This is a genomic window from Streptomyces niveiscabiei (assembly GCF_033794345.1).
GTDB classification, from domain to species: Bacteria; Actinomycetota; Actinomycetes; order Streptomycetales; family Streptomycetaceae; genus Streptomyces; species Streptomyces niveiscabiei.
Map to the genome: position 1 here is coordinate 70,456 of NZ_JARAYJ010000026.1, position 20,057 is coordinate 90,512.

The following is a 20,057-nucleotide window of genomic DNA, read 5'->3' on the forward strand; positions in this document are numbered from 1 at the left end:
GTCTCAGAAGCGGGCCGACGATGCCGTGGGGCCCTCGCGGCAGACGAGGAGGAGGGCCCGGTCGTCGTTGACGTCCTTCGCGACCGCTTCGATGAGGTGCCAGGCGGCGCCCTGGAAGCCGCCCGCGACGTAGCGGTCGGCCTCGCCCGTCAAGCGGTCTATGCCCTCGACGATGTCGCGGTCGGAGGTCTCCACCAGGCCGTCCGTGAAGAGCATCAGGACGTCGCCGGGGCGCAGGGTGCCCTTCACCGGGTCGAACTGGGCGCCCTCGTAGACGCCGAGGAGGGGGCCCTCCGCAGCCTTCTCCTCCCAGCGTCCGCTGCCCGCGCTGAGCTGGAGGCCCGGCGGGTGGCCCGCCGAGTACAGCTCGTAGTCGCCCGAGTCGAGGTCCAGGACCAGGTGGATGGAGGTCGCGAAGCCCTCGTCCCAGTCCTGGCGCAGGAGGTAGCCGTTGGCGGCCGGGAGGAAGGCGTGCGGGGGCAGCGAGCCGAGGAGGCCGCCGAAGGCGCCGGACAGGAGGAGGGCCCGCGAGCCCGCGTCCATGCCCTTGCCCGATACGTCCGTGAGGACGACCTCCATCGTCCGGCCGCCGTTCGTGCGCGCGGCGACCACGAAGTCGCCGGAGAACGACTGGCCGCCCGCCGGGCGCAGCGCCATCTCGCGGTGCCAGCCGGGCGGGAGCTTCGGGAGCTTGCTCTGGACGCGGATGCGTTCGCGCAGGTCGAACAGCATCGTGCCGCCCCGGCGCCACGGGACGCCGACCCGGCTGCGGAACTGGGCGATCAGCAGGCCGAAGAAGCCGCACGCCGCGACCACCAGGACCACGCCGGGGGTCACCCTGGAGGGGCCCTCCGTGTACGGGCCCAGCTGGACCGACTCGATGATCAGGGCCGTCGCCGCCGCCGCGTACAGGGCCAGCAGGCTGGAGGGGCGCAGCAGGAGGCCGCCGGCCACGATCGGGAGGACCAGGGCCGCCGGGGAGAACCACACCGAGTTCGCCAGCGTCGCCATCATGATGACCGGGACGGTGAGGAGGAGGCCGGCCAGCGCTATCCAGTCCGAGCCGTCGCCGCGGAAGTAGTCCACCGCGCTTCTGCGCAGGCCGGTGCGGACCCGGTGCATCAGATGCCGCAACCGGGCCGTGAACGTCTCGGCTTCCGCGCGCCGCTGTCGTCCTGCTGCCATTAGTTCGGGACCCTATCCATCCAACCCGCCGCTTGGCACGGGAGGTCCCACTTGTCCCCCGTCCGAGGTTCGGCCTCCCAGTGAACTTCATGGGGAGCGGTTCGTGTGCGGGGAGGGCGGAATTCGATCGGTCGTCCCGGGTTGGGGTGGTTCGGGGTGATCACGCGGTTTGGCAGGTCGGGCACCAGAAGAGGTTGCGGTTCGCGAGGTCGGCTGTGCGGATCGTCGTGCCGCAGAGGTGGCAGGGCTGGTTCGTGCGGCGGTACACGTAGACCTCGCCGCCGTGGTCGTCCACCCTCGGGGGGCGGTTCATCGCCTCCGGGGTGTGCTGCGGGCGGACCGTGTCGATGCGGTTGTTCTTCACGCCCTCCCGCATCAGGTCCACCAGGTCCGTCCAGATGCCGGTCCACTCCGGCTCCGTGATGTGCCTGCCCTGGCGGTACGGGTCGATGTTGTGCCGGAACAGGACTTCCGCGCGGTACACGTTTCCGACTCCCGCGATGATCTTCTGGTCCAGGAGGAGGGCGGCGATCGTCGTGCGGCTGCGGTGGATTCTGGCGTACGCCGATTCCGGGGTCGCGTCGTCCCTCAGGGGGTCCGGGCCGAGGCGGTCGTGTATCGCCCGCTTCTCCTCCGGGGTGATCAAGGCGCAGGTCGTCGGGCCTTTCAGGTCCACGTACGTCGTCTTGTTCGTCAGGCGGAGGCGGGTCGTGTCCGTGGGCGGGGGCGCGGGGGTGTCGCCGAAGGTGACCTTGCCGAAGAGGCCCAGGTGGATGTGGATCCAGGCCGTGTCGCCGAAGGCCAGGAAGAGGTGTTTGCCGTGGGCCTCGGTGGAGGTGAGTTCCGTTCGGGTGAGGAGGGCCGCGGAGTCCGAGAACTTGCCCTGGGGGCTGGTCACTTCGGGGGCGGTGTCCTGGAAGCGGGCCGCGTAGTCCTGTGCCAGGCGGTGGATCGTGTGGCCTTCCGGCACAGTGCTTCCTCTCATCCTTCGAAGGGGCGTCCTCAATCGCCGGACAGGCCGAAATGTGCGGGCCGGCCTTGAGAGGGGGCCGTCCGGCCCCCTGCTCCCTCTACTGCTGCGGGTGGTGTGCGGGGATCTCCGGGAGGTCGCCCGTCGTTTCGTACGCGCTCAGCATGTCGATGCGGCGGATGTGGCGTTCGTCACCGGAGAAAGGGGTCGCGAGGAAGGTTTCGATGAACTTGGCGGCCTCGTCCTGGGTGTGCATGCGGGCGCCCACCGCGATGACGTTGGCGTTGTTGTGCTGGCGGCCCAGGGAGGCTGTTTCCTCGCTCCAGGCCAGGGCCGCCCGGACGCCCTTGACCTTGTTCGCGGCGATCTGTTCGCCGTTGCCGGAGCCGCCGATGACGATGCCGAGGGAGTCGGGGTCGGACGCGGTGCGTTCGGCGGCGCGGAGGCAGAAGGGGGGGTAGTCGTCCTGGGCGTCGTAGATGTGGGGGCCGCAGTCGACGGGGTCGTGGCCGGCTGCCTTGAGCCAGTCGACGAGGTGGTTCTTGAGTTCGAAGCCGGCATGGTCGGAGCCTAGGTACACGCGCATGGGACGAGTGTGACATGCGGGTTGCCGGGGAGAGTCAGGGGTGTGCGCCGGGCGGCGCGCATCGGTAGTTCGACGAAACGTCCAGATCACAGTCGTCGCCGATCCTTAATGGCAGGTACACGGACAGCTTCACCTCCGTTTCACTGGCCGCCAGCACTCGCACCCCTCCCCTCTCCCCCACGCCGCGCGAAGGACGTCCCCGATGACTTCTCCCCCGACTCTCTCCAAGGCTCCCGAGAACCCCCAGGAACCCGGCCCCGGCCTCCAGGCGGGACTGAAGAACCGGCACCTGTCGATGATCGCGATCGGCGGGGTGATCGGCGCCGGTCTGTTCGTCGGGTCGAGCACCGGCATCGCGACCGCGGGGCCCGGCATCCTCCTGTCGTACGCGCTCGTCGGCACGCTCGTGGTGCTGGTGATGCGGATGCTGGGCGAGATGTCCGTGGCGAACCCGACGTCGGGCTCGTTCTCGGCGCACGCGGACCGCGCGCTCGGCCCGTGGGCGGGGTTCACGATCGGCTGGCTGTACTGGTTCTTCTGGGTCGTGGTGCTGGCGGTGGAGGCGACGGCCGGGGCGAAGATCCTGGAGTCGTGGATCCCGGCCGTGCCGCAGTGGGGCTGGGCGCTGATCGTGATGGTCGTGCTGACCGCCACGAACCTGGTGTCGGTCGGCTCGTACGGCGAGTTCGAGTTCTGGTTCGCCGGGATCAAGGTCGTGGCGATCGGCGCGTTCATCGTGGTCGGCGGGCTCGCGGTGTTCGGGGTGCTGCCGGGTGTGGAGAGCGACAAGGCGGGGCTCGGGAACCTCACGGACCACGGCGGCTTCCTGCCGAACGGCGCCGGCGCGATCCTCACCGGCGTCCTGCTCGTCGTCTTCTCGTTCATGGGGAGCGAGATCCCGACGCTGGCGGCGGGTGAGTCGGAGAACCCGCGGCAGGCGGTGACGAAGGCGACGAACAGTGTGATCTGGCGGATCGCGGTGTTCTACCTGGGGTCGATCTTCGTGGTGGTCACGCTGCTGCCGTGGAACGACCCGTCGATCAAGGACGAGGGTTCGTACGTCGCCGCGCTGGACTCGCTCGGGATCGCGCACGCCGGGCAGATCATGAACTTCATCGTGCTGACGTCGGTGCTGTCGTGTCTCAACTCCGGTCTGTACACGGCGTCCAGGATGGCGTTCTCGCTCGGCCAGCGCGGGGACGCGCCGAAGTCGTTCGCGCGGACCACTTCGCGGGGTGTGCCGCTGGCGGCGATCCTGTCGTCCGTGGTGTTCGGGTTCGTCGCGGTGTTCTTCAACTACGCGTACCCGGACTCGGTGTTCCTCTTCCTGGTCAACTCCTCCGGTGCGGTCGCCCTGTTCGTGTGGCTCGTCATCTGCTTCTCGCAGCTGCGGATGCGGAAGATCATCCAGGCGGAGGCGCCGGAGAAGCTCGTCGTGAAGATGTGGCTGTACCCGTATCTGACGTGGGCGACGGCCGGGTTGATCGTGTTCGTGCTCGGTTACATGCTGACCGACACGGAGCACGACGGCCGGACGACCGTGCTGTTGTCGCTGCTCGTCGCGGCCGGTGTCCTCGCCGTGGCCGTCGTGAAGTCGCGGCTGCGGGCGCGGGACGGCGTCACAGCACGGTGAAGCTCTCCTTCACCTCCTCGTAGACCTTGAGGGCACTCTCCTCCACGCCCGGCTGGTACCACGTGTTGACCTGGAACGACTTCCCGTCCTGGTCGAACCCGAGCAGCCGGGCGTGCCAGGGGGTGCCCTTCAGCGTGAACGTGTACTCCCACACGACCGCCGGGTTGCCTCTGAACTCCGTCTCCTCCAGGCGGAGTTTGCGGTAGTTCTGGCCACGGTGCGCGTCCAGCTCGGACTTGCGCCACGAGTCGATCAACGTGCCTCGCGCGAGAGCCGACTTGGCGAGGAGTTCCTGGGTGCCGTCGGGGGACGTGTAGTGGACCTCGGCGCCGGTCTTCACGTCCCGCCGCCAGCCGGCGGGGGTCTTCCAGGCGTAGCCGCCGGCTTCCTCGTGGGTGCCGGGGGGCGGGGTGCGGGGGCGGGCGGTGCCCTCGACCGTGGGCGTGGGGGCGGGGGTCGTGGTCGTGCCGGTCGCCTCGCGGTCGGGGTCGCCGCCTGAGGTGAGGAGGACGGCGGTGACGATGATCGCGGCCACCGCGGCGACTCCGGCCGCGGCGAGGGCGGTTGTACGGCGGTGGCGGGGCGGTTCTCGGGGGGTGGTGGGCGGCGTGGCGAAGGGGGAGGGCGGAGTCCTGGGGGGACGGGGCAGCGGGGTGGTGGTGAGGTCGGGTGGGGGTGGGGGTGGCAACTGGGCCTGGGCGGGGTCGGGTTGGGTGGCCTGTGAGGCGTAGGGCAGCGGGGTCGGCTGCGGGGTCTGTGCCGCTTGCGGTATCTGCGTCACCGGCGGCGCCTGTGTTGCTTGCGGCGCCTCCCCGAACCCCACCCGTACCGTCGGCGTCGGTTCCGGGAACGCCACCCTGCGCAGTTCCGTCTCCAACTCGGCGAGGTCCGGCCGCGCTTCGGGCTCCTTCTCCAGGAGCCGCCCCAGCACTCCGGCCAACTCGCCCGCGCTGTCGGGGAGTCGAGGCTCCTCGTACAGGACCGCGTGCAGCGTCGCCATCGTCGTGTCGCGGGCGAACGGGGAGTGGCCGGCGAGTGCCGCGCACAGGGTCGCTCCCACCGACCAGATGTCGGACGGCGGGCCCTGGGGGCGGCCGGAGACGCGCTCGGGGGCCATGTAGTCGGGGGAGCCGACGAGCATGCCGACCATGGTGAGCGCCTTGGCGTCCTGGATCGCGGCGATGCCGAAGTCGGTGAGGACGACCCGGTCGCCGTCACCCTCGACCAGGACGTTCCCGGGTTTGATGTCCCGGTGCAGGACTCCTCGCGCGTGGACCCGCCGGAGCGCGGCGACGAGTCCGAGGCCGACCCCGGCGGCGGCGACGGGGCCGAGGGGGCCGTCCTCGACGGTGATCCGCTCCAGGGAGCGGCCCTGGACCAACTCCATGACGATCCACAGGAGTTCGCCCTCGTCGACGACGTCGTAGACGCGGACCACGTTGGGGTGGTCGATGCGGGCGGTCGCGCGGGCCTCGCGCAGGGTGCGTTCGCGGCGGGTCCTGGTGTCCTCCGCGTCCGTGCCGTCGATGCGTATTTCCTTGACCGCGACCAGGCGGTCCAGCATTTCGTCGGCGGCCCGCCACACCCGCCCCATTCCCCCCTGCCCGATACTGACGGCCAACCGATATCGCCCGGCCACCAAAAGCCCGGGAACACCGCCGCTGCTGCTGTTCCTCGGCAATCCACTGCTCCCTTTCACCGGCCGTACCACCGGAAACACAATGGTCACACTTCAGGCCGTACCAGCATAGTGGCGGGAAATCTTGTGGTACCTCTTCAAGTACCGCGAATTCAGGTGCGGTATCAGGGGGAGCGAAAGAGGGGGACGGACATGAGTTCTCGACACGGTAGGGCTGCCGCCGGTGCGGCCGTCGCGGCCGGGCTGGTCGCGGTGCTGGTCCTGGCGCCGCAGGCGGGCGCGGACGAGGGGCCCGGCAGTGGCAAGGGCGGCAAGGCGGTCGATCCCGCGCCGGCCGGCGTCAAACCGACCACGACACTTCCCGAGCGCATCTCGGTCGACAACAGCACCAGCAAAACCACTCTCACCGCGACCGTGAAAAACGAGGGCACGAAGGAGAGCGGCCGGATCAGGCTCCTGGTCGTCGGTTTCGAGGGCCTTTCGATCAACGGCGTGGAAGGCTGTACGCAGCTCCCGAAAGAAAACCTCCCGGAGGGCTCGAACAGCGGTTTCAATTGCCCGATCGACACCTTGGCGGCGGGCGCGACGAAGTCGTACAAAGTCGATGCCACCTACGACCTCAAGAAGCAGGGCAAGATCTGCCTTCCCGTCCAGTCGGCGGACGGCAAAAAGACGTACTGGCAGCAGGGCCCGGTCCCCTTCGGCTCCTCCAACCCCGCCCCCAACGCCCCCGCGACCCCGCTCCTCCTGGGCACGGACAACAAGCCGGTGACACCGGGCGCGGACCAACTCCCCAACACGGGCCCGGCAGACGAGTTGCTCCCGCTGGGGGCGACGGGAGCGGCGCTCCTGACGGCGGGGGCAGCGGGCATCTGGTGGTCGCACCGCCGCCGCGAGGGGAAACTCCGGTAGGAGAAACGCCGAAGAGGCTCGCGAGAGCGATCTCGCGAGCCTCTAAAGCCCGGGCAACCGTCGGTCTTTTTTAGGGGCGCGGGGAACTGCGCGAACAACCCCCACCGGCCCGCAGCCGACCAACTACCGTCGTTCGAGCAGCTTCCAGACCCCCGGCACCAGCCCCATCGCCAGCGCCGCCTTGAGCGCGTCGCCGAGGAGGTACGGGGTCAGGCCCGCGGCAACCGCCTGGGACGCCGACAGGTCCGCGGCGTACGCGAGGTACGGGACGCCGATCGCGTAGATCAGGGCCTCGCCCAGCACGACCGCGCCGGCCATGCGCCACACGGTGCGATCCGCGCCCCGGCGGGCCAGCGCGCCGACGGCCGTGGACGCCAGCAGCAGGCCGAGGACGTAGCCGAAGGACACCATGCCCGCGCCGGACGCGCCCTCGGCGAACCACGGGACGCCAGCGACCCCGGCGACGGCGTACAGGGCGAGCGCGAGGAAGCCGCGGCCCGCGCCCAGCGACGTACCGACGAGCAGCGCGGCGAAGGTCTGGCCGGTGACCGGGACGGGGGAGCCGGGGACCGGGACCGCGAGCTGGGCGGCGAGGCCGGTGAGGGCGGCACCGCCCACGACGAGCGCGGCGTCGCGGACGCGGCCGGCAGGGAGGAGATCGGCGAGGACCCGCCCGGGGGCGGACGTTGCGGCGAGGGTGCTCATACAAGGACTCCGCGGGGACGGTGGATAAGGGGGACCTAAGGACGCTATCCCAGACTCCTTGGGCCGCGAACCGTCAGGCGTCGACAAACGGCAGGTCAGCGCATTGGTGGGCTCTACACAAACCGCTCCCCCACACGTGATTCCGGTCACGGAGGGAACGTGACCGGCGTCGGTAGGGTGGAACCCTTTGCCCACCTACCGCATTGGACGAGCCGCGCCCATGCCCATACGCACCACTTCCGAGACCCCCGCGACCGCGCCCGGTCTCACGCACGCCCTCAAACAGCGCCACCTGTCGATGATCGCCCTGGGCGGGGTCATCGGCGCCGGCCTGTTCGTCGGCTCCGGTTCCGGCATCGCCGCCGCCGGTCCCTCGATCGTCCTCGCCTACGCCCTGTCCGGCGCCCTCGTGATGCTGGTGATGCGGATGCTGGGCGAGATGTCGGCGGCGTACCCGTCGTCGGGGTCGTTCTCCTCGCACGCCGAGCGCGCGATCGGGCCGTGGGCCGGGTTCACGGTCGGGTGGGCGTTCTGGATCCTGCTCTGCACGGTCGTCGGGCTTGAGGGCATCGGCGCCGCGAAGATCGTGACGGGGTGGCTGCCGGGGACGCCGGAGTGGATGTGGGTCGCCCTGTTCATGGTCGTGTTCTGCGGGATGAACCTCGCGGCCGTGAAGAACTTCGGCGAGTTCGAGTTCTGGTTCGCGGCGCTGAAGGTCGGGGCGATCTCCCTGTTCCTGGTCCTCGGCGTGCTGGCCATCGCGGGGCTGCTGCCCGGCACGGACGCGCCGGGCACCGCCAACCTCACCGACCTCGTCCCCAACGGCGGCGAGGGCTTCGTGATCGGCCTGCTCGCGACGGTCTTCGCGTACGGCGGTCTGGAGACCGTCACGATCGCGGCGGCCGAGTCCGAGGACCCCGTCCGGGGCGTGGCGAGCGCGGTCCGTACGGCGATGTGGCGCATCGCCCTCTTCTACGTCGGCTCGATGGCCGTCATCGTGACGCTGGTCCCCTGGGACTCGAAGGAGGTCACGGAGAAGGGCCCGTACGTCGCCGCCCTCGACCACCTCGGCATCCCGGGCGCCGGTCAGCTCATGAACGTCATCGTCCTCGTCGCCCTGCTCTCCGCGATGAACGCGAACATCTACGGCGCCTCGCGCATGGCGTACTCGCTGGTGGAGCGCGGGCAGGCGCCGAAGGCTCTGGGCACCGTGTCCGGCGGGGTGCCGCGGGTCGCCGTCCTCGTCTCGTCGGTCGTCGGGTTCGGGTGCGTGCTGCTGTCGTACTGGCGGCCCGACGACGTCTTCATGTGGCTGCTGAACATGATCGGCGCGGTCATCCTCGTCGTGTGGATCTTCATCGCCGTGTCCCAGCTGCTGCTGCGCGGGCGTACGGAGCCGGAGCGGCTCGTCGTGCGGATGTGGGCGTTCCCGTGGCTGACGTGGGTCGCGCTGGCGGGGATGGTGGCGGTGTTCGTGCTGATGGCCCGGGAGGGGGATACGCGGACGCAGTTGGTGTGGACGGGGGCGATGACGGTGGTGCTGGCGGGGGCGGGGTACGGGTGGCAGCGGGCGAGGAAGGGCTGACGGGCGGGGCTCGCTGACGGGCGGGGCTCCTGCTGCTAATCTCTAATTGCATACTGGTCGCAATAAGAAACAGTGCGCAGGAAAGGTTCTGAGAGGACCCCCATGCCCGTCTACACGCTGCCTGAACTCCCGTACGACTACTCCGCGTTGGCCCCCGTCATCAGCCCCGAGATCATCGAGCTGCACCACGACAAGCACCACGCGGCGTACGTGAAGGGCGCCAACGACACGCTGGAGCAGCTCGCGGAGGCGCGGGACAAGGAGGTGTGGGGAGCGGTCAACGGGCTGGAGAAGAACCTCGCGTTCCATCTCTCCGGGCACATCCTGCACTCCATCTACTGGCACAACATGACCGGCGACGGCGGCGGCGAGCCCCTCGCGGCCGACGGGGTCGGGGAGTTGGCCGACGCCATCACCGAGTCCTTCGGCTCCTTCGCCGGGTTCAAGGCGCAGCTCACCAAGGCCGCCGCCACGACGCAGGGTTCCGGCTGGGGCGTCCTCGCCTACGAGCCGCTCAGCGGGCACCTGATCGTCGAGCAGGTCTACGACCACCAGGGCAACGTCGGCCAGGGCTCCACGCCGATCCTCGTCTTCGACGCCTGGGAGCACGCCTTCTACCTCCAGTACAAGAACCAGAAGGTCGACTTCATCGACGCGATGTGGGCGGTCGTCAACTGGCAGGACGTCGCGAAGCGTTACGCCGCCGCGAAGTCCCGTACGGATGTGCTGCTGCTGAACCCCTGAGGTTCCTCGTGAGCGTCCTGCCTCGTGATCGTCTTCTCAACTTTCACCTGGGGCGGGCGGATTGAGGGAAGCCCCCGTGAGGACGTGACTCACGGGGGCTTCCTGTACCTGGAGTTGAGGCGTTACGGCTTGCGGCCGAGCCCCCCGTGCTGCCCGATCGGCGTCGTGTCCGCGCCGGGCTCGGGGCGCCACAGCGGTACGGAGACGACTCCCGGCTCCACGAGCTCCAGCCCCTCGAAGTAGCCCTCGATCTCGGAGATGGGGCGCAGGAAGTACGGGACCGCGCCGGTCTCGTTGTAGCCGTCCTGCGCGTGCTCGTACGCCGGGTCCGTGCCCCGCGAGCCCTCGTTGAGGGACAGGTAGCTGCCCGAGGGGAGCCCCGCGAGGAACGCGCGGACCAGGTCCCGGGCGCGGTCGTAGCCGTCGACATGGCCGAGGATGCCGCTCAGGATCAACGCGACCGGCTGCTCCAGGTCGAGCGTCCTGCCGGCCGCCTCGATGATGCGCTCCGGGTCGTACAGGTCAAGGTGCTCGTACGCCGTCTTCCCCTCCGGCGAGGAGTACAGCAGCGTGCGCGCGTGCGCGAGGATCAGCGGGTCGTTGTCGACGTACACGATCTTCGACTCCGGCGCGTACCGCTGCGCGACCTCGTGCGTGTTCTCCGCGGTCGGCAGGCCCGTCCCCACGTCCAGGAACTGCCGCACACCCGCCTCCTCCACGAGGTACCGGATGGAACGGCCCAGAAAAGCGCGGCTGCTGCGGGCGATGGTGACGATCCCGGGGAACACCGCCGTGTAGGCGTCCCCCGCCGCCTCGTCCACCGGGTAGTTGTCCTTGCCGCCGAGCCAGTAGTTCCAGATGCGGGCCGAGTGCGGCACCGTGCTGTCGATCTTCGTCATGCGCTCCATGGTGCCCTCTGGGGGAACTGGCGCGCGAGGGCTTCGAGTTGACGGGGTACCGAGAGCCTGGGCGGGTGAAGGTGTCAGCCGATGGCCCGGTAGCCGGTGAACGCCTCGGAGGCGATGCTGGCGTTGCTGGGAGTCGTGGCGATGTCTGCGAGATCTGGAATGAGTCGCTTCGATCCTCCCCTCTGGGTCTTACTTCCCAACGTTCACTTCCTGAGTCGACGCGGTCCAGGTTCATTCCTCCGTACGGAGGAGGGGGCGCCCGGCGTGGTGGCCGGGTGCCCCCTTCTTTCCCCCCGGGTGCTGCCCCGGTTCCCCTCCTGATTTACCGGGGCAGCACCACGACATAGGCGGACGGTGGGCGGTCGGCGGCGGCGAGGAGGGCTGTGCGGAGCACCATCGCTTGCTGTTCCATCGACTCGCGGAGTTTGCGGGGGGTGATGTGGACGACTGTGATGCCGAGGCGTTCCAGGGTTTCGCGTTTGCGGGCGTGGTCCGTCCAGAGGGCGTCGTCGTTCTGGTGGGGGGTGCGGATGTCGAGTTCCAGGGCGACCGCGTGGTCGGGCCAGTACGCGTCGAGGCCGCCGAGGTGGGGGCCGCCGGGGAGGCGGAGGTCGACGTTCCAGAGGGGGTCGGGGAGGGCGTGGTCGCGGACCAGGCGGTAGAGGCGGTTCTCGGCGAGGGCTCGGCTCTCGGCCAGCAACGCATCGACCGCGTCCACGACATGCGGTTGCGTCAGGAGCTTCGCCCGGCTCAACTCCCGTACGGCTGCCGCCGGTTCACAGTGGCCGTCGCGTACCGCCTCCGCCATCAGGCGGCGTACGGCGCCGGGGTCGGTGAGGTCGGTGAGCGCGTCGGCGAGGGCGCGGGCGGCGGGGGCCGTGGGAACGCCGTTGAGGAGCAAGGGAGTTGGTGGGGCCGCGGTGCGGATGATGCGGACGTACCCCGTGGAGCGCAGGCGGCGCAGGCGGGGGACGAGGACGTCGATGCGGTCGTCGGCGGGGAGGGAGGCGAAGCCGTGGAGACGGAGGGCCGCGAGGCCGGTGAGCATGGACTCGGCGTCGGGGGTGCCCTGCCGGGGTACCGCCGAACTCCGGTTCTCCCGGGCGGCGTAGAGGAGCGCACCCCGTACGCGCTCCTCGTCGGTCAGCCGCCCGGCGTGCAGCGCGTACACCCCCGGCAGCACCTGCTGCCAGGGCCCGCCGGGCCGGCAGCGTTCGTTCGTCTCGGCCTGGGAGATTCCGTGGGAACGGAGTTGATGGGCCGTCAGGAGGGCGGAGTCGGTGGCGGCGCAGCTGCGGGGGGTGTCGGCGTTCATGGAATCGGGATTCCCGCGGGCATCCGGCGCTTTAACCGGTGTTACACGCTCGTCGACAAATGCGGACAACGCCGCACTAAAGGACGGATGTTCGGATGCCGATAAGCGGCGAAAATCGCTGGTACCGGGGGCGGATGGCGGAGGTTACGGGTTTGAGTGGCCGAATTCCGTAACGGTCACCGAAAGCAGAATTGCTGGCCATAGGGCCAAAGCTTTCCGGTCTGAGTAGTCGTACTCATGGCACCGGAACCCGGGCCCGCCATGATGAGGCTGCCGAGAAGAAGGAGCGCCTCCGATGTCCCTGTCCGCACCTGTCCGTGGCCGTACGGCGACCCCCTTGGATCAGCCCTCCGCGCTCCCCCGCGTCTGTGCCGCGGTGGCGGTCGCGGGGGTCGCCGTCTCCGCCTGGGCGCCGTACGACCGGATGACCTGGCTGCTGGAAGTGGTGTGGGTGCTGATCGGGCTGCCGTTGGCCGTCGTGACCTGGCGGCGCTTCCCGCTGACGGGCCTGCTGTGCTGCCTGCTCGCGGCGCACGCGCTGGTGCTGGCGCTGGGCGGGCACTACACCTACGCCCGGGTGCCGCTGGGCGAGTGGGTGCGGGACGGGCTGGGGCTGGCGCGGAATCCGTACGACCGGTTCGGGCACCTGATGCAGGGCTTCGTGCCGGCCATCCTGGTACGGGAGCTGCTGAGCCGGACCTCGCCGCTGCGCGGCAGCCGCTGGCTGGCGCCGCTCACGGTCTGCGCGTGCCTGGCCTTCAGCGCGCTCTTCGAGATGTTCGAGTGGGCGGCGGCGGTCGTCGGCGGGCACGCGGCGGACGACTTCCTGGCGACGCAGGGCGATGTGTGGGACACCCAGTGGGACATGTTCTGCGCGCTGATCGGTGCCACCGTCGCGCTGCTGCTGCTCAGCAGGTGGCACGACCGGCAGCTGGCCCGGCTCTGAAGCCGCGTGACGGCCTCGGTGGCGGGCCGGCGTTCCCGCCGGCCCGCCCGGCGTCAACTCCCCTACAGCCCCTGCGCCTTCAGCGCCCGAGCCAGATCGTCGCGCCCCTCCAGCACGAGCCTGCGCAGCGCGGGCGCGGCCTCCTCGTGCGACGCCAGCCAGGCGTCGGCGGCCTCCAGCACGGAAAGCTCGGCCCCCGGCACGGGATACGCCGGGAACAGCCCCGACACCACATCCACCCCGATCTGGATGGACCGCTCGGCCCAGACCCGCTCGATGGCGTCGAAGTACTTGGCGACGTACGGCGCGGTCAACTCCCGCTGGGACGACCGCGCGAACCCGGCGATGGTCGCGCCGACGAGCGCGTTGGACAGTGCGTCGCCCTCGACGACCTGGGCCCAGGCCTGCGCCTTGACGGCGGCGGAGGGGCGGGACGCGAGGCAGCGCACGTGGTGCCGCTTCCCGGAAGCCGTGTCGTCCCGGACCAGCTCGGCCGCCAACTCCCCTTCTCCCACGGCCCCGTGGGAGGCGAGGGCGTCGAGGAACGTCCACCGCAGCTCCTGGTCGACGTCGAGCCCGGCGATCTTCTCGGACCCGCCCAACAGCCCCCGCAGCAGGGCGAGTTCATCGTCGGACGAGGCGACGGACGCGAAGAACCGGGCCCAGGCGAGCTGAGGCTCGCCGCCGGGCTCGGCGGCGCGGAGGTCCCTCAGCGCGACCCGCGCGATCAGCGCCTCCCCGTCCGAACGCCCGGCGGCCGGTACGTAGTTGACGAGCGCGGACCCGGCCCAGGCGTGGAGCATCTGCAACACCCCGATATCGGACTCCCGTTGGGCGAACCGGCCCACCAACTCCACGAAGTCCAGGGCGGGAAGCAGCGCGTCCCGGGTCAGGTTCCACAGCGCGGACCAGCACAGGGCGCGCGCGAGCGGGTCGACGATGTCGCCGAGGGACTCCTTCAGCGTCTCCAACGACCGTGCGTCGAACCGGATCTTGCAGTACGTCAGGTCGTCGTCGTTGACGAGCACGAGGTCGGGGGCCTCGGCGCCGGCCAGCTCCGGCACGACCGTCCGCTCCCCGGTGACGTCCACCTCGGCGCGCGCATAGCGCACGACCCCGTCCGGGGTACGCCGGTACAGGCCGACCGCGACCCGGTGCGGGCGGGCGGGCAACTCCTCCTGGAGCACGGCGAGTTCGGCGATCCGGCCGGCCTCGACCCGTACCTCGGGCGTCAGCGAGTTGAGGCCGGCGGTCTGGAGCCAGGAGCGGGCCCAGGTCCCCATGTCCCGTCCGCTGGTCTCCTCCAGGACGGACAGCAGGTCCCCGAGGCGCGTGTTCCCGTAGGCGTGCCGCTTGAAGTAGCGCCGCGCGCCTTCGAGGAACGCGTCCTGGCCGACGTACGCGACGAGTTGCTTCAGTACGGAGGCGCCCTTCGCGTACGTGATGCCGTCGAAGTTGAGCTTCGCGTCCTGGAGGTCGCGGATGTCGGCGGTGACGGGGTGCGTGGAGGGGAGCTGGTCCGCGCGGTACGCCCAGGACTTGCGGCGGTTGGCGAACGTGATCCAGCCGCTCTCGAAGCGGGTCGCGCCGACGAGGGCGAAGGCGCCCATGAAGTCCGCGAAGGACTCCTTGAGCCACAGGTCGTCCCACCACTCCATGGTGACGAGGTCGCCGAACCACATGTGGGCCATCTCGTGCAGGATGACGTTCGCGCGGGCCTCGTACGACGCCTGGGTGACCTTGCCGCGGAAGATGTACTCCTCGCGGAAGGTCACCAGACCCGGGTTCTCCATCGCGCCGAGGTTGTACTCGGGGACGAACGCCTGGTCGTACTTCCCGAAGGGGTACGGGTAGTCGAAGTGGTCGTGGAAGAAGTCGAGCCCCTGCTTGGTGATCAGGAAGACGTCGTCCGCGTCGAAGTGGGGGGCGAGGCCCTTGCGGCACATGGCGCCGAGGGGGATCTCCAGTCGGCTGCCGTCCTCCAGTTCCCGCTCATACGTATCCGTCACGTAGTGGTACGGGCCCGCCACCACGCACGTGATGTACGTCGAGATCGGCTTCGTCTCCGCGAACCGCCATACCCCGTCGGTCTGGGTCCCGACTCCGTTGCTCCAGACGGTCCACCCCTCCGGCGCCCGCACCTCGAAGCGGAACGGCGCCTTGAGGTCGGGCTGTTCGAAGTTGGCGAAGACGCGGCGGGAGTCGGCGGGCTCGTACTGCGTGTAGAGGTAGACCTCGCCGTCCTCCGGGTCGACGAAGCGGTGCAGGCCCTCGCCGGTACGGGAGTACGCGCACTGCGCGTCGACGACCAGCTCGTTCTCGGCGGCCAGGTCCTCCAGGGCGATGCGCGCGCCGTCGAACACCTCGCCCGGGTCGAGGTCGCGGCCGTTCAGGGAGACGGCCGTCACGCTCGGCGCGATCAGGTCGGCGAAGCTCGTCGCGCCGGGCTCGCTGCACCGGAAGCGGATCGTCGTCACCGAGCGGAACGTACGGTCGCCGACCGGGTCGCCCACCGCCGAACGCAGGTCCAGCGACACCTCGTACGCGTCGACCGACAGCAGCGCGGCCCGCTCCCCGGCCTCGTCGCGGGACAGATTCTCACCAGGCACCGACGGCACTCCCTCAGACAATCGTGGACTCGGCGCGACCCGTTCGCGGTACGCCTGGACAGCACCGATCCTGCCATGCGCGCCTGACCCGACACATGGGGGAACACTCCTGGGAATGGTTGGCGCGGGTCGTACGTTGGCACAGGGATACCCATACGTTCCCAGCCGTGGCGCTCCTGAGGAGAGACATGTCCGAGAAGACCCCCGTCGACTTCTGGTTCGACCCGCTGTGCCCCTGGGCCTGGATGACCTCCCGCTGGGTCCTGGAGGTCGAGAAGCAGCGCGACATCGAGGTCCGCTGGCACCCCTTCAGCCTCGCCGTCCTCAACGAGGACAAGCTCGACCAGCTGCCCGCCGAGTACCGGGCGCTGCTGGAGACGCAGGCGTGGAAGCCGATCCGGGTCGTCGCCGCGGCCTGGCAGAAGCACGGCTCCGAAGTCCTCGGTCCCCTCTACACCGCGCTCGGCACGCGCTTCCACAACGGCGGCAAGGGGCCGTCCATGGGCAGCGACGACGAAGGGCCGATGCTCGAATCGATCGCCGGGGCGCTGGCGGACGTCGGCCTGCCCGCCGACCTCATCGACTACGCCCACCAGGAGGACTTCGAGTTCGACGCCGAGCTGCGCGCCTCCCACAAGGAGGGCATCGACAAGGTCGGGCAGGACGTCGGTACGCCGGTCATCGCGGTGCCCGGGCCCGACGGTGAGGAAGTCGCCTTCTTCGGGCCTGTGGTGACCCCGGCTCCCAAGGGTGAGGCCGCGCTCCGTCTCTGGGACGGGACCATCGCGGTCGCCTCCGTGCCGGGGTTCTACGAGATCAAGCGGACCCGTACGCAGGGGCCGATCTTCGAGTAGGGGTTCAGGGTTCCGCCGGGATCTCCAGCTCCTCCGGCAGGTTTCCGCCCACCTGCCAGTTGTCCTTCCGCTGGATGCGGCGGCAGCCCGTGCCGGTGCACCTGTGATACGCGGCCGGCCGGAACCTCTCCCCCTGTTCACTCGCGAAACGGCTCATGACCTCCGCCGCTGCGGCGATCTCGGCACCCACCAGGTCCCTGAATCGCCGCAGCGGGCCTTTCGCGCAGGTGGGGTTGGGGCATCGGACGTCGGGCATGCGTGCCTCCTCTGACCGGGGGGAGGAGCATAGGGCGTGCGGCGTCTGGAGGGGCGGGTTTTGCTGAGCTGCTCTGCGTCACGCTTCCGCGCGGAGCAGCTTTTTCACGTTCTCGGCGTCTCCCTCGCTGAGGAGGATTCTTATCTCGCCGTGTTCCGGTGGGGTGTACGTGAGGGTTGTCAAACCCGTTCGCCAACTGGGCTGTTGATTGATGTGCAGGCCGCGGGGGAGTTTGATTCCGGTGCCCCAGCGGCGGGTGAACGTCGGTTCTTCGTCCGGGGGTGCGGAGATCTTTCCGTACACACTTCCGCGTCTGCCCAGCCCTTCTCTCCATGTCACCCGGCAGGGGAAGCTCGCGGCACCGGCATCCATGGCGGCTCGTCGGGTGGATCTTCGCCGGGTTGCTGCGCGTACAGCGGCGCCCGTGAGTAACGCGAGCCCCGAAAGCACGGCGAACTCCAGGAGGATCGACATACCGACGGGTCCTCTCGTTGTGCGATCTACAGGTTGCTGGACTCGGGAGGTTGCTGGACTCGGGGCAGGGCGTCTTTCGCGGTGCCCCCGAGGTGGCTCCGGGTGGGCTGGAGGGTATCCGACTGGGGAGAAGGGTGGAGGGTGTTGGCGCCGGTGGTCTCTGCGGGCCCTTGAGTGCTCCGTCTTTCCCCGGGGTACGGCGCTCGCTCCAACTCCCGTGGGGGCGGAGGCTGACGTCGGATCCGTTTCCGGGGACGTCTCTGCTGCCGGGGATGTTCAGACGTTCGCTGAAGCGCCGGGCTACTGGGGGGCGTCGAGGGAACTCGGCCTTCGACGATCGTGGGGCGGTGAGCAGCGGGAGGCTCGGGCGGGGGCTGGGCGTTGAGGAGTTCGACGGGGGTGGGTGGGTAGGGGTGGCGGGGATAGGGTTTGGTCCGGAGGTTCAGGGAGGGGTGGAGAAATGTCCGGTTCTCGGGAAGTGACGAGAAACGACCGCTCGCCCGGCTAAAGGCCCAGGCCACGAACTGTGGTCCCCGCGCACGCGGGGGTGTTCCCCAGGCGCACCTGGGTGTTGCCCGGTTTCCCGAGTGGTCCCCGCGCACGCGGGGGTGTTCCCAGCGCGTTGTACGTCGGCGCCGTGGCGGGGCAGTGGTCCCCGCGCACGCGGGGGTGTTCCCGGACACGATGTCGCCGGTCACGAGGCCGGGGTGTGGTCCCCGCGCACGCGGGGGTGTTCCCAAGGGCACCGTCTCCAAGTCGCTGAAGTCGCTGTGGTCCCCGCGCACGCGGGGGTGTTCCCTACCTGCACGGCGCGCACGTCGGCGGCGCCGAGTGGTCCCCGCGCACGCGGGGGTGTTCCCGTGCGGGAGTCGGGGTAGTAGCCGATGTCCGCGTGGTCCCCGCGCACGCGGGGGTGTTCCCGGTGAAAGGAAGTTCTCGTTCACAACCCGGGAGTGGTCCCCGCGCACGCGGGGGTGTTCCCAGTCGAGAGGGGTACCCCTCTCGATCGGAAGGGTGGTCCCCGCGCACGCGGGGGTGTTCCCAGGTGCAGGCGATGGCCGACGCCATCCGCCAGGTGGTCCCCGCGCACGCGGGGGTGTTCCCCCCGCCCTCGTCCTCAAGGCTCTGGACGCCCAGTGGTCCCCGCGCACGCGGGGGTGTTCCCTCTGGCGGGAGTGGGCGCTCCCCCTCAGACAGGTGGTCCCCGCGCACGCGGGGGTGTTCCCGGGGGGTCATTTCGACTTCGATTCGGCGCGGAGTGGTCCCCGCGCACGCGGGGGTGTTCCCGACCGTGACCAGCCAGCAATCCATCGACGCCCGTGGTCCCCGCGCACGCGGGGGTGTTCCCTGGACAGGCTCTCGCGCGATCGACTTCAGCTTGTGGTCCCCGCGCACGCGGGGGTGTTCCCCGATTGTCGGCGTCTGACACAGCCTCAATTCGGTGGTCCCCGCGCACGCGGGGGTGTTCCCGAACCGCGACGCGTCCACGTCGTACCGTCCTTGTGGTCCCCGCGCACGCGGGGGTGTTCCGACCGGCACCAGGACCTGGACGAGCCCCGGGTGGTGGTCCCCGCGCACGCGGGGGTGTTCCCCGTTCTCCGCGCCCGGCTGGAGCCCGAAATCGGTGGTCCCCGCGCACGCGGGGGTGTTCCCGGGGACACGGCACCCTGGCGTGGCCCGCTGACGTGGTCCCCGCGCACGCGGGGGTGTTCCCGCGGCAGGTCCTCGATGCGGCTCCTGAGGGTCGTGGTCCCCGCGCACGCGGGGGTGTTCCCGTTGCGCTCGCGTTGCGGTTGGGGAGGGAGCCGTGGTCCCCGCGCACGCGGGGGTGTTCCGCCGATCCACACGTTGCGGCCCTGCCGGTACCGGTGGTCCCCGCGCACGCGGGGGTGTTCCCTCCGGCCGCTTCACCGCCAGCGCGAGCCGCCAGTGGTCCCCGCGCACGCGGGGGTGTTCCCTTGGAGCCGAAAGATCTCCTCGTGGTCGATTAGTGGTCCCCGCGCACGCGGGGGTGTTCCCTCCCGGTACATCTCCGCCGAGCTGACGTACACGTGGTCCCCGCGCACGCGGGGGTGTCCGCATCTTGCGCGTCACGACGTTCGAGGTGCCGATGTAGTCCCCGGTCGCGGGTGTGGCGGAGCTGGAAGGGCATGTGGTCCCCGCACGCGGGGGTATGGAGGGATTTCTCCTGATGGCCTGGAGCGTCTGATGTGGTTAGCGAAATTGAGGGAGATGGCTGTCGCGGTGATCGCGATGCGGTCGGTGGACGGTTAGGGCGAGGTTCAGTGGGCGGCATTCGGAGTTTTTAGGGAGACCCGATAGTCAGTTCGACGTCGAATTTGCGGAATCAGCCTGACCTGGCCTCAGAGGGGAGACGTGGATCGAGCCACCGGCACCTTGCTGTCCCTGTCTGCCGCGCTGACCAGTATCGGGTTGACCATCACTCCGGCCAGTTCGGTCGATTCCTCGCGCATCGGTCCCTGGCATGTATCCAGGGGCGGTGGCGAGGAGATCATCCTGTTCGACAGTCGGCGATGAAGTCGGATTCCGTGGCGGATCGTTCATGTGGACCGCTGAATTTCAGATCGGGTTCGAGTTCCGCCGCTACGCTGCGGTCGGCGCGGGCACTCGCAGGATTCAGATCAACAGCATCTGCAACATCAGCGGGCCGCCGTCCGCAGGCTGTGGCTCGTCCCAGGAAGTGCAAGTGACACCTCGCAGGGAGGACTTTCCTGG

The 20,057-nt window shown here is 69.8% G+C and carries 16 protein-coding genes and 1 CRISPR repeat array; of the genes, 6 read left to right on the plus strand and 10 right to left on the minus strand.

Going from position 1 to position 20,057, the window contains the following annotated elements:
• Positions 1-3 precede the first annotated feature (3 nt).
• The 3 genes from PV682_RS29875 to PV682_RS29885 all read right to left on the minus strand — a co-directional run bounded on the left by PV682_RS29875 (position 4) and on the right by PV682_RS29885 (position 2,741).
• The gene (locus PV682_RS29875) at positions 4-1,185 is read right to left on the minus strand and encodes a PP2C family protein-serine/threonine phosphatase (protein ID WP_055723192.1); all 1,182 of its coding nucleotides are present in this window, start codon (positions 1,183-1,185) and stop codon (positions 4-6) included.
• 160 nt (positions 1,186-1,345) lie between these two features.
• Positions 1,346-2,155 carry an Fpg/Nei family DNA glycosylase gene (locus tag PV682_RS29880; RefSeq protein ID WP_319734895.1) on the minus strand — a complete coding sequence of 270 codons (810 nt, stop codon included), beginning with the start codon at positions 2,153-2,155 and terminating at the stop codon, positions 1,346-1,348.
• 100 nt (positions 2,156-2,255) lie between these two features.
• Positions 2,256-2,741, minus strand: a complete 486-nt coding sequence (locus tag PV682_RS29885) for a ribose-5-phosphate isomerase (protein ID WP_319734896.1) — start codon at positions 2,739-2,741, stop codon at positions 2,256-2,258.
• A gap of 202 nt (positions 2,742-2,943) precedes the next feature.
• On the opposite strand from PV682_RS29885, the gene PV682_RS29890 reads away from it, so the two are divergent.
• Positions 2,944-4,374 carry an amino acid permease gene (locus tag PV682_RS29890; protein WP_319734897.1) on the plus strand — a complete coding sequence of 477 codons (1,431 nt, stop codon included), beginning with the start codon at positions 2,944-2,946 and terminating at the stop codon, positions 4,372-4,374.
• On the opposite strand, the gene PV682_RS29895 is transcribed toward PV682_RS29890, so the two are convergent.
• A complete protein-coding gene (locus PV682_RS29895; protein ID WP_319734941.1) occupies positions 4,361-6,016 on the minus strand; it encodes a serine/threonine-protein kinase in 1,656 nt (551 codons plus the stop codon). The two genes, PV682_RS29890 and PV682_RS29895, sit on opposite strands and share 14 nt — an antisense overlap.
• A 189-nt stretch (positions 6,017-6,205) precedes the next feature.
• Between PV682_RS29895 and PV682_RS29900 the strand changes: the two genes are divergently transcribed.
• Positions 6,206-6,925, plus strand: coding sequence for a hypothetical protein (locus PV682_RS29900; protein WP_319734898.1), 720 nt, complete (start codon positions 6,206-6,208; stop codon positions 6,923-6,925).
• 123 nt (positions 6,926-7,048) lie between these two features.
• Here the strand turns inward: PV682_RS29900 and PV682_RS29905 are convergent, their stop codons facing one another.
• Positions 7,049-7,630, minus strand: a complete 582-nt coding sequence (locus PV682_RS29905; RefSeq protein WP_319734899.1) for a biotin transporter BioY — start codon at positions 7,628-7,630, stop codon at positions 7,049-7,051.
• A gap of 220 nt (positions 7,631-7,850) precedes the next feature.
• Between PV682_RS29905 and PV682_RS29910 the strand changes: the two genes are divergently transcribed.
• Together PV682_RS29910 and PV682_RS29915 are read left to right on the plus strand one after the other, a co-directional pair.
• On the plus strand, positions 7,851-9,215 hold the full coding sequence (locus tag PV682_RS29910; protein WP_319734900.1) for an amino acid permease: 1,365 nt from the start codon (positions 7,851-7,853) through the stop codon (positions 9,213-9,215).
• Between the two features lie 102 nt (positions 9,216-9,317).
• A complete protein-coding gene (locus tag PV682_RS29915) occupies positions 9,318-9,959 on the plus strand; it encodes a superoxide dismutase (RefSeq protein ID WP_319734901.1) in 642 nt (213 codons plus the stop codon).
• A 122-nt stretch (positions 9,960-10,081) separates the two neighbouring features.
• Here the strand turns inward: PV682_RS29915 and PV682_RS29920 are convergent, their stop codons facing one another.
• Both PV682_RS29920 and PV682_RS29925 read right to left on the minus strand, forming a co-directional pair.
• A complete protein-coding gene (locus tag PV682_RS29920) occupies positions 10,082-10,858 on the minus strand; it encodes an SAM-dependent methyltransferase (protein ID WP_319734902.1) in 777 nt (258 codons plus the stop codon).
• A 331-nt stretch (positions 10,859-11,189) separates the two neighbouring features.
• Positions 11,190-12,182, minus strand: coding sequence for a hypothetical protein (locus tag PV682_RS29925; RefSeq protein WP_319734903.1), 993 nt, complete (start codon positions 12,180-12,182; stop codon positions 11,190-11,192).
• A 424-nt stretch (positions 12,183-12,606) separates the two neighbouring features.
• Between PV682_RS29925 and PV682_RS29930 the strand changes: the two genes are divergently transcribed.
• Positions 12,607-13,128, plus strand: a complete 522-nt coding sequence (locus PV682_RS29930) for a DUF2238 domain-containing protein (protein WP_319734942.1) — start codon at positions 12,607-12,609, stop codon at positions 13,126-13,128.
• A 62-nt stretch (positions 13,129-13,190) separates the two neighbouring features.
• On the opposite strand, the gene pepN is transcribed toward PV682_RS29930, so the two are convergent.
• Complete coding sequence (pepN, locus tag PV682_RS29935; RefSeq protein ID WP_319734904.1) at positions 13,191-15,737, minus strand: aminopeptidase N; 2,547 nt, start codon at positions 15,735-15,737, stop codon at positions 13,191-13,193.
• Positions 15,738-15,925: 188 nt separating this feature from the next.
• On the opposite strand from pepN, the gene PV682_RS29940 reads away from it, so the two are divergent.
• A complete protein-coding gene (locus PV682_RS29940; RefSeq protein ID WP_319734905.1) occupies positions 15,926-16,591 on the plus strand; it encodes a DsbA family protein in 666 nt (221 codons plus the stop codon).
• Between the two features lie 4 nt (positions 16,592-16,595).
• Here the strand turns inward: PV682_RS29940 and PV682_RS29945 are convergent, their stop codons facing one another.
• Both PV682_RS29945 and PV682_RS29950 read right to left on the minus strand, forming a co-directional pair.
• Positions 16,596-16,847 carry a hypothetical protein gene (locus PV682_RS29945; protein WP_319734906.1) on the minus strand — a complete coding sequence of 84 codons (252 nt, stop codon included), beginning with the start codon at positions 16,845-16,847 and terminating at the stop codon, positions 16,596-16,598.
• A gap of 78 nt (positions 16,848-16,925) precedes the next feature.
• Entirely contained in the window at positions 16,926-17,321 is a 396-nt protein-coding gene (locus PV682_RS29950; protein ID WP_319734907.1) for a hypothetical protein, read from the minus strand.
• Positions 17,322-17,847: 526 nt separating this feature from the next.
• A CRISPR array of direct repeats spans positions 17,848-19,401; the repeat unit is 29 nt; unit sequence GTGGTCCCCGCGCACGCGGGGGTGTTCCC.
• Positions 19,402-20,057: the final 656 nt, after the last annotated feature.

Coding starts and splice junctions, on each gene's coding strand:
- PV682_RS29890 (WP_319734897.1), top strand. CDS start 2,944: ATGACTTCTCCCCCGACTCTCTCCAAGGCTCCCGAGAACCCCCAGGAA.
- PV682_RS29940 (WP_319734905.1), top strand. CDS start 15,926: ATGTCCGAGAAGACCCCCGTCGACTTCTGGTTCGACCCGCTGTGCCCC.
- PV682_RS29905 (WP_319734899.1), bottom strand. CDS start 7,630: ATGAGCACCCTCGCCGCAACGTCCGCCCCCGGGCGGGTCCTCGCCGAT.
- PV682_RS29945 (WP_319734906.1), bottom strand. CDS start 16,847: ATGCCCGACGTCCGATGCCCCAACCCCACCTGCGCGAAAGGCCCGCTG.
- PV682_RS29920 (WP_319734902.1), bottom strand. CDS start 10,858: ATGACGAAGATCGACAGCACGGTGCCGCACTCGGCCCGCATCTGGAAC.
- PV682_RS29930 (WP_319734942.1), top strand. CDS start 12,607: ATGACCTGGCTGCTGGAAGTGGTGTGGGTGCTGATCGGGCTGCCGTTG.
- PV682_RS29885 (WP_319734896.1), bottom strand. CDS start 2,741: ATGCGCGTGTACCTAGGCTCCGACCATGCCGGCTTCGAACTCAAGAAC.
- PV682_RS29910 (WP_319734900.1), top strand. CDS start 7,851: ATGCCCATACGCACCACTTCCGAGACCCCCGCGACCGCGCCCGGTCTC.
- PV682_RS29900 (WP_319734898.1), top strand. CDS start 6,206: ATGAGTTCTCGACACGGTAGGGCTGCCGCCGGTGCGGCCGTCGCGGCC.
- PV682_RS29950 (WP_319734907.1), bottom strand. CDS start 17,321: ATGTCGATCCTCCTGGAGTTCGCCGTGCTTTCGGGGCTCGCGTTACTC.
- PV682_RS29925 (WP_319734903.1), bottom strand. CDS start 12,182: ATGAACGCCGACACCCCCCGCAGCTGCGCCGCCACCGACTCCGCCCTC.
- PV682_RS29875 (WP_055723192.1), bottom strand. CDS start 1,185: ATGGCAGCAGGACGACAGCGGCGCGCGGAAGCCGAGACGTTCACGGCC.
- PV682_RS29915 (WP_319734901.1), top strand. CDS start 9,318: ATGCCCGTCTACACGCTGCCTGAACTCCCGTACGACTACTCCGCGTTG.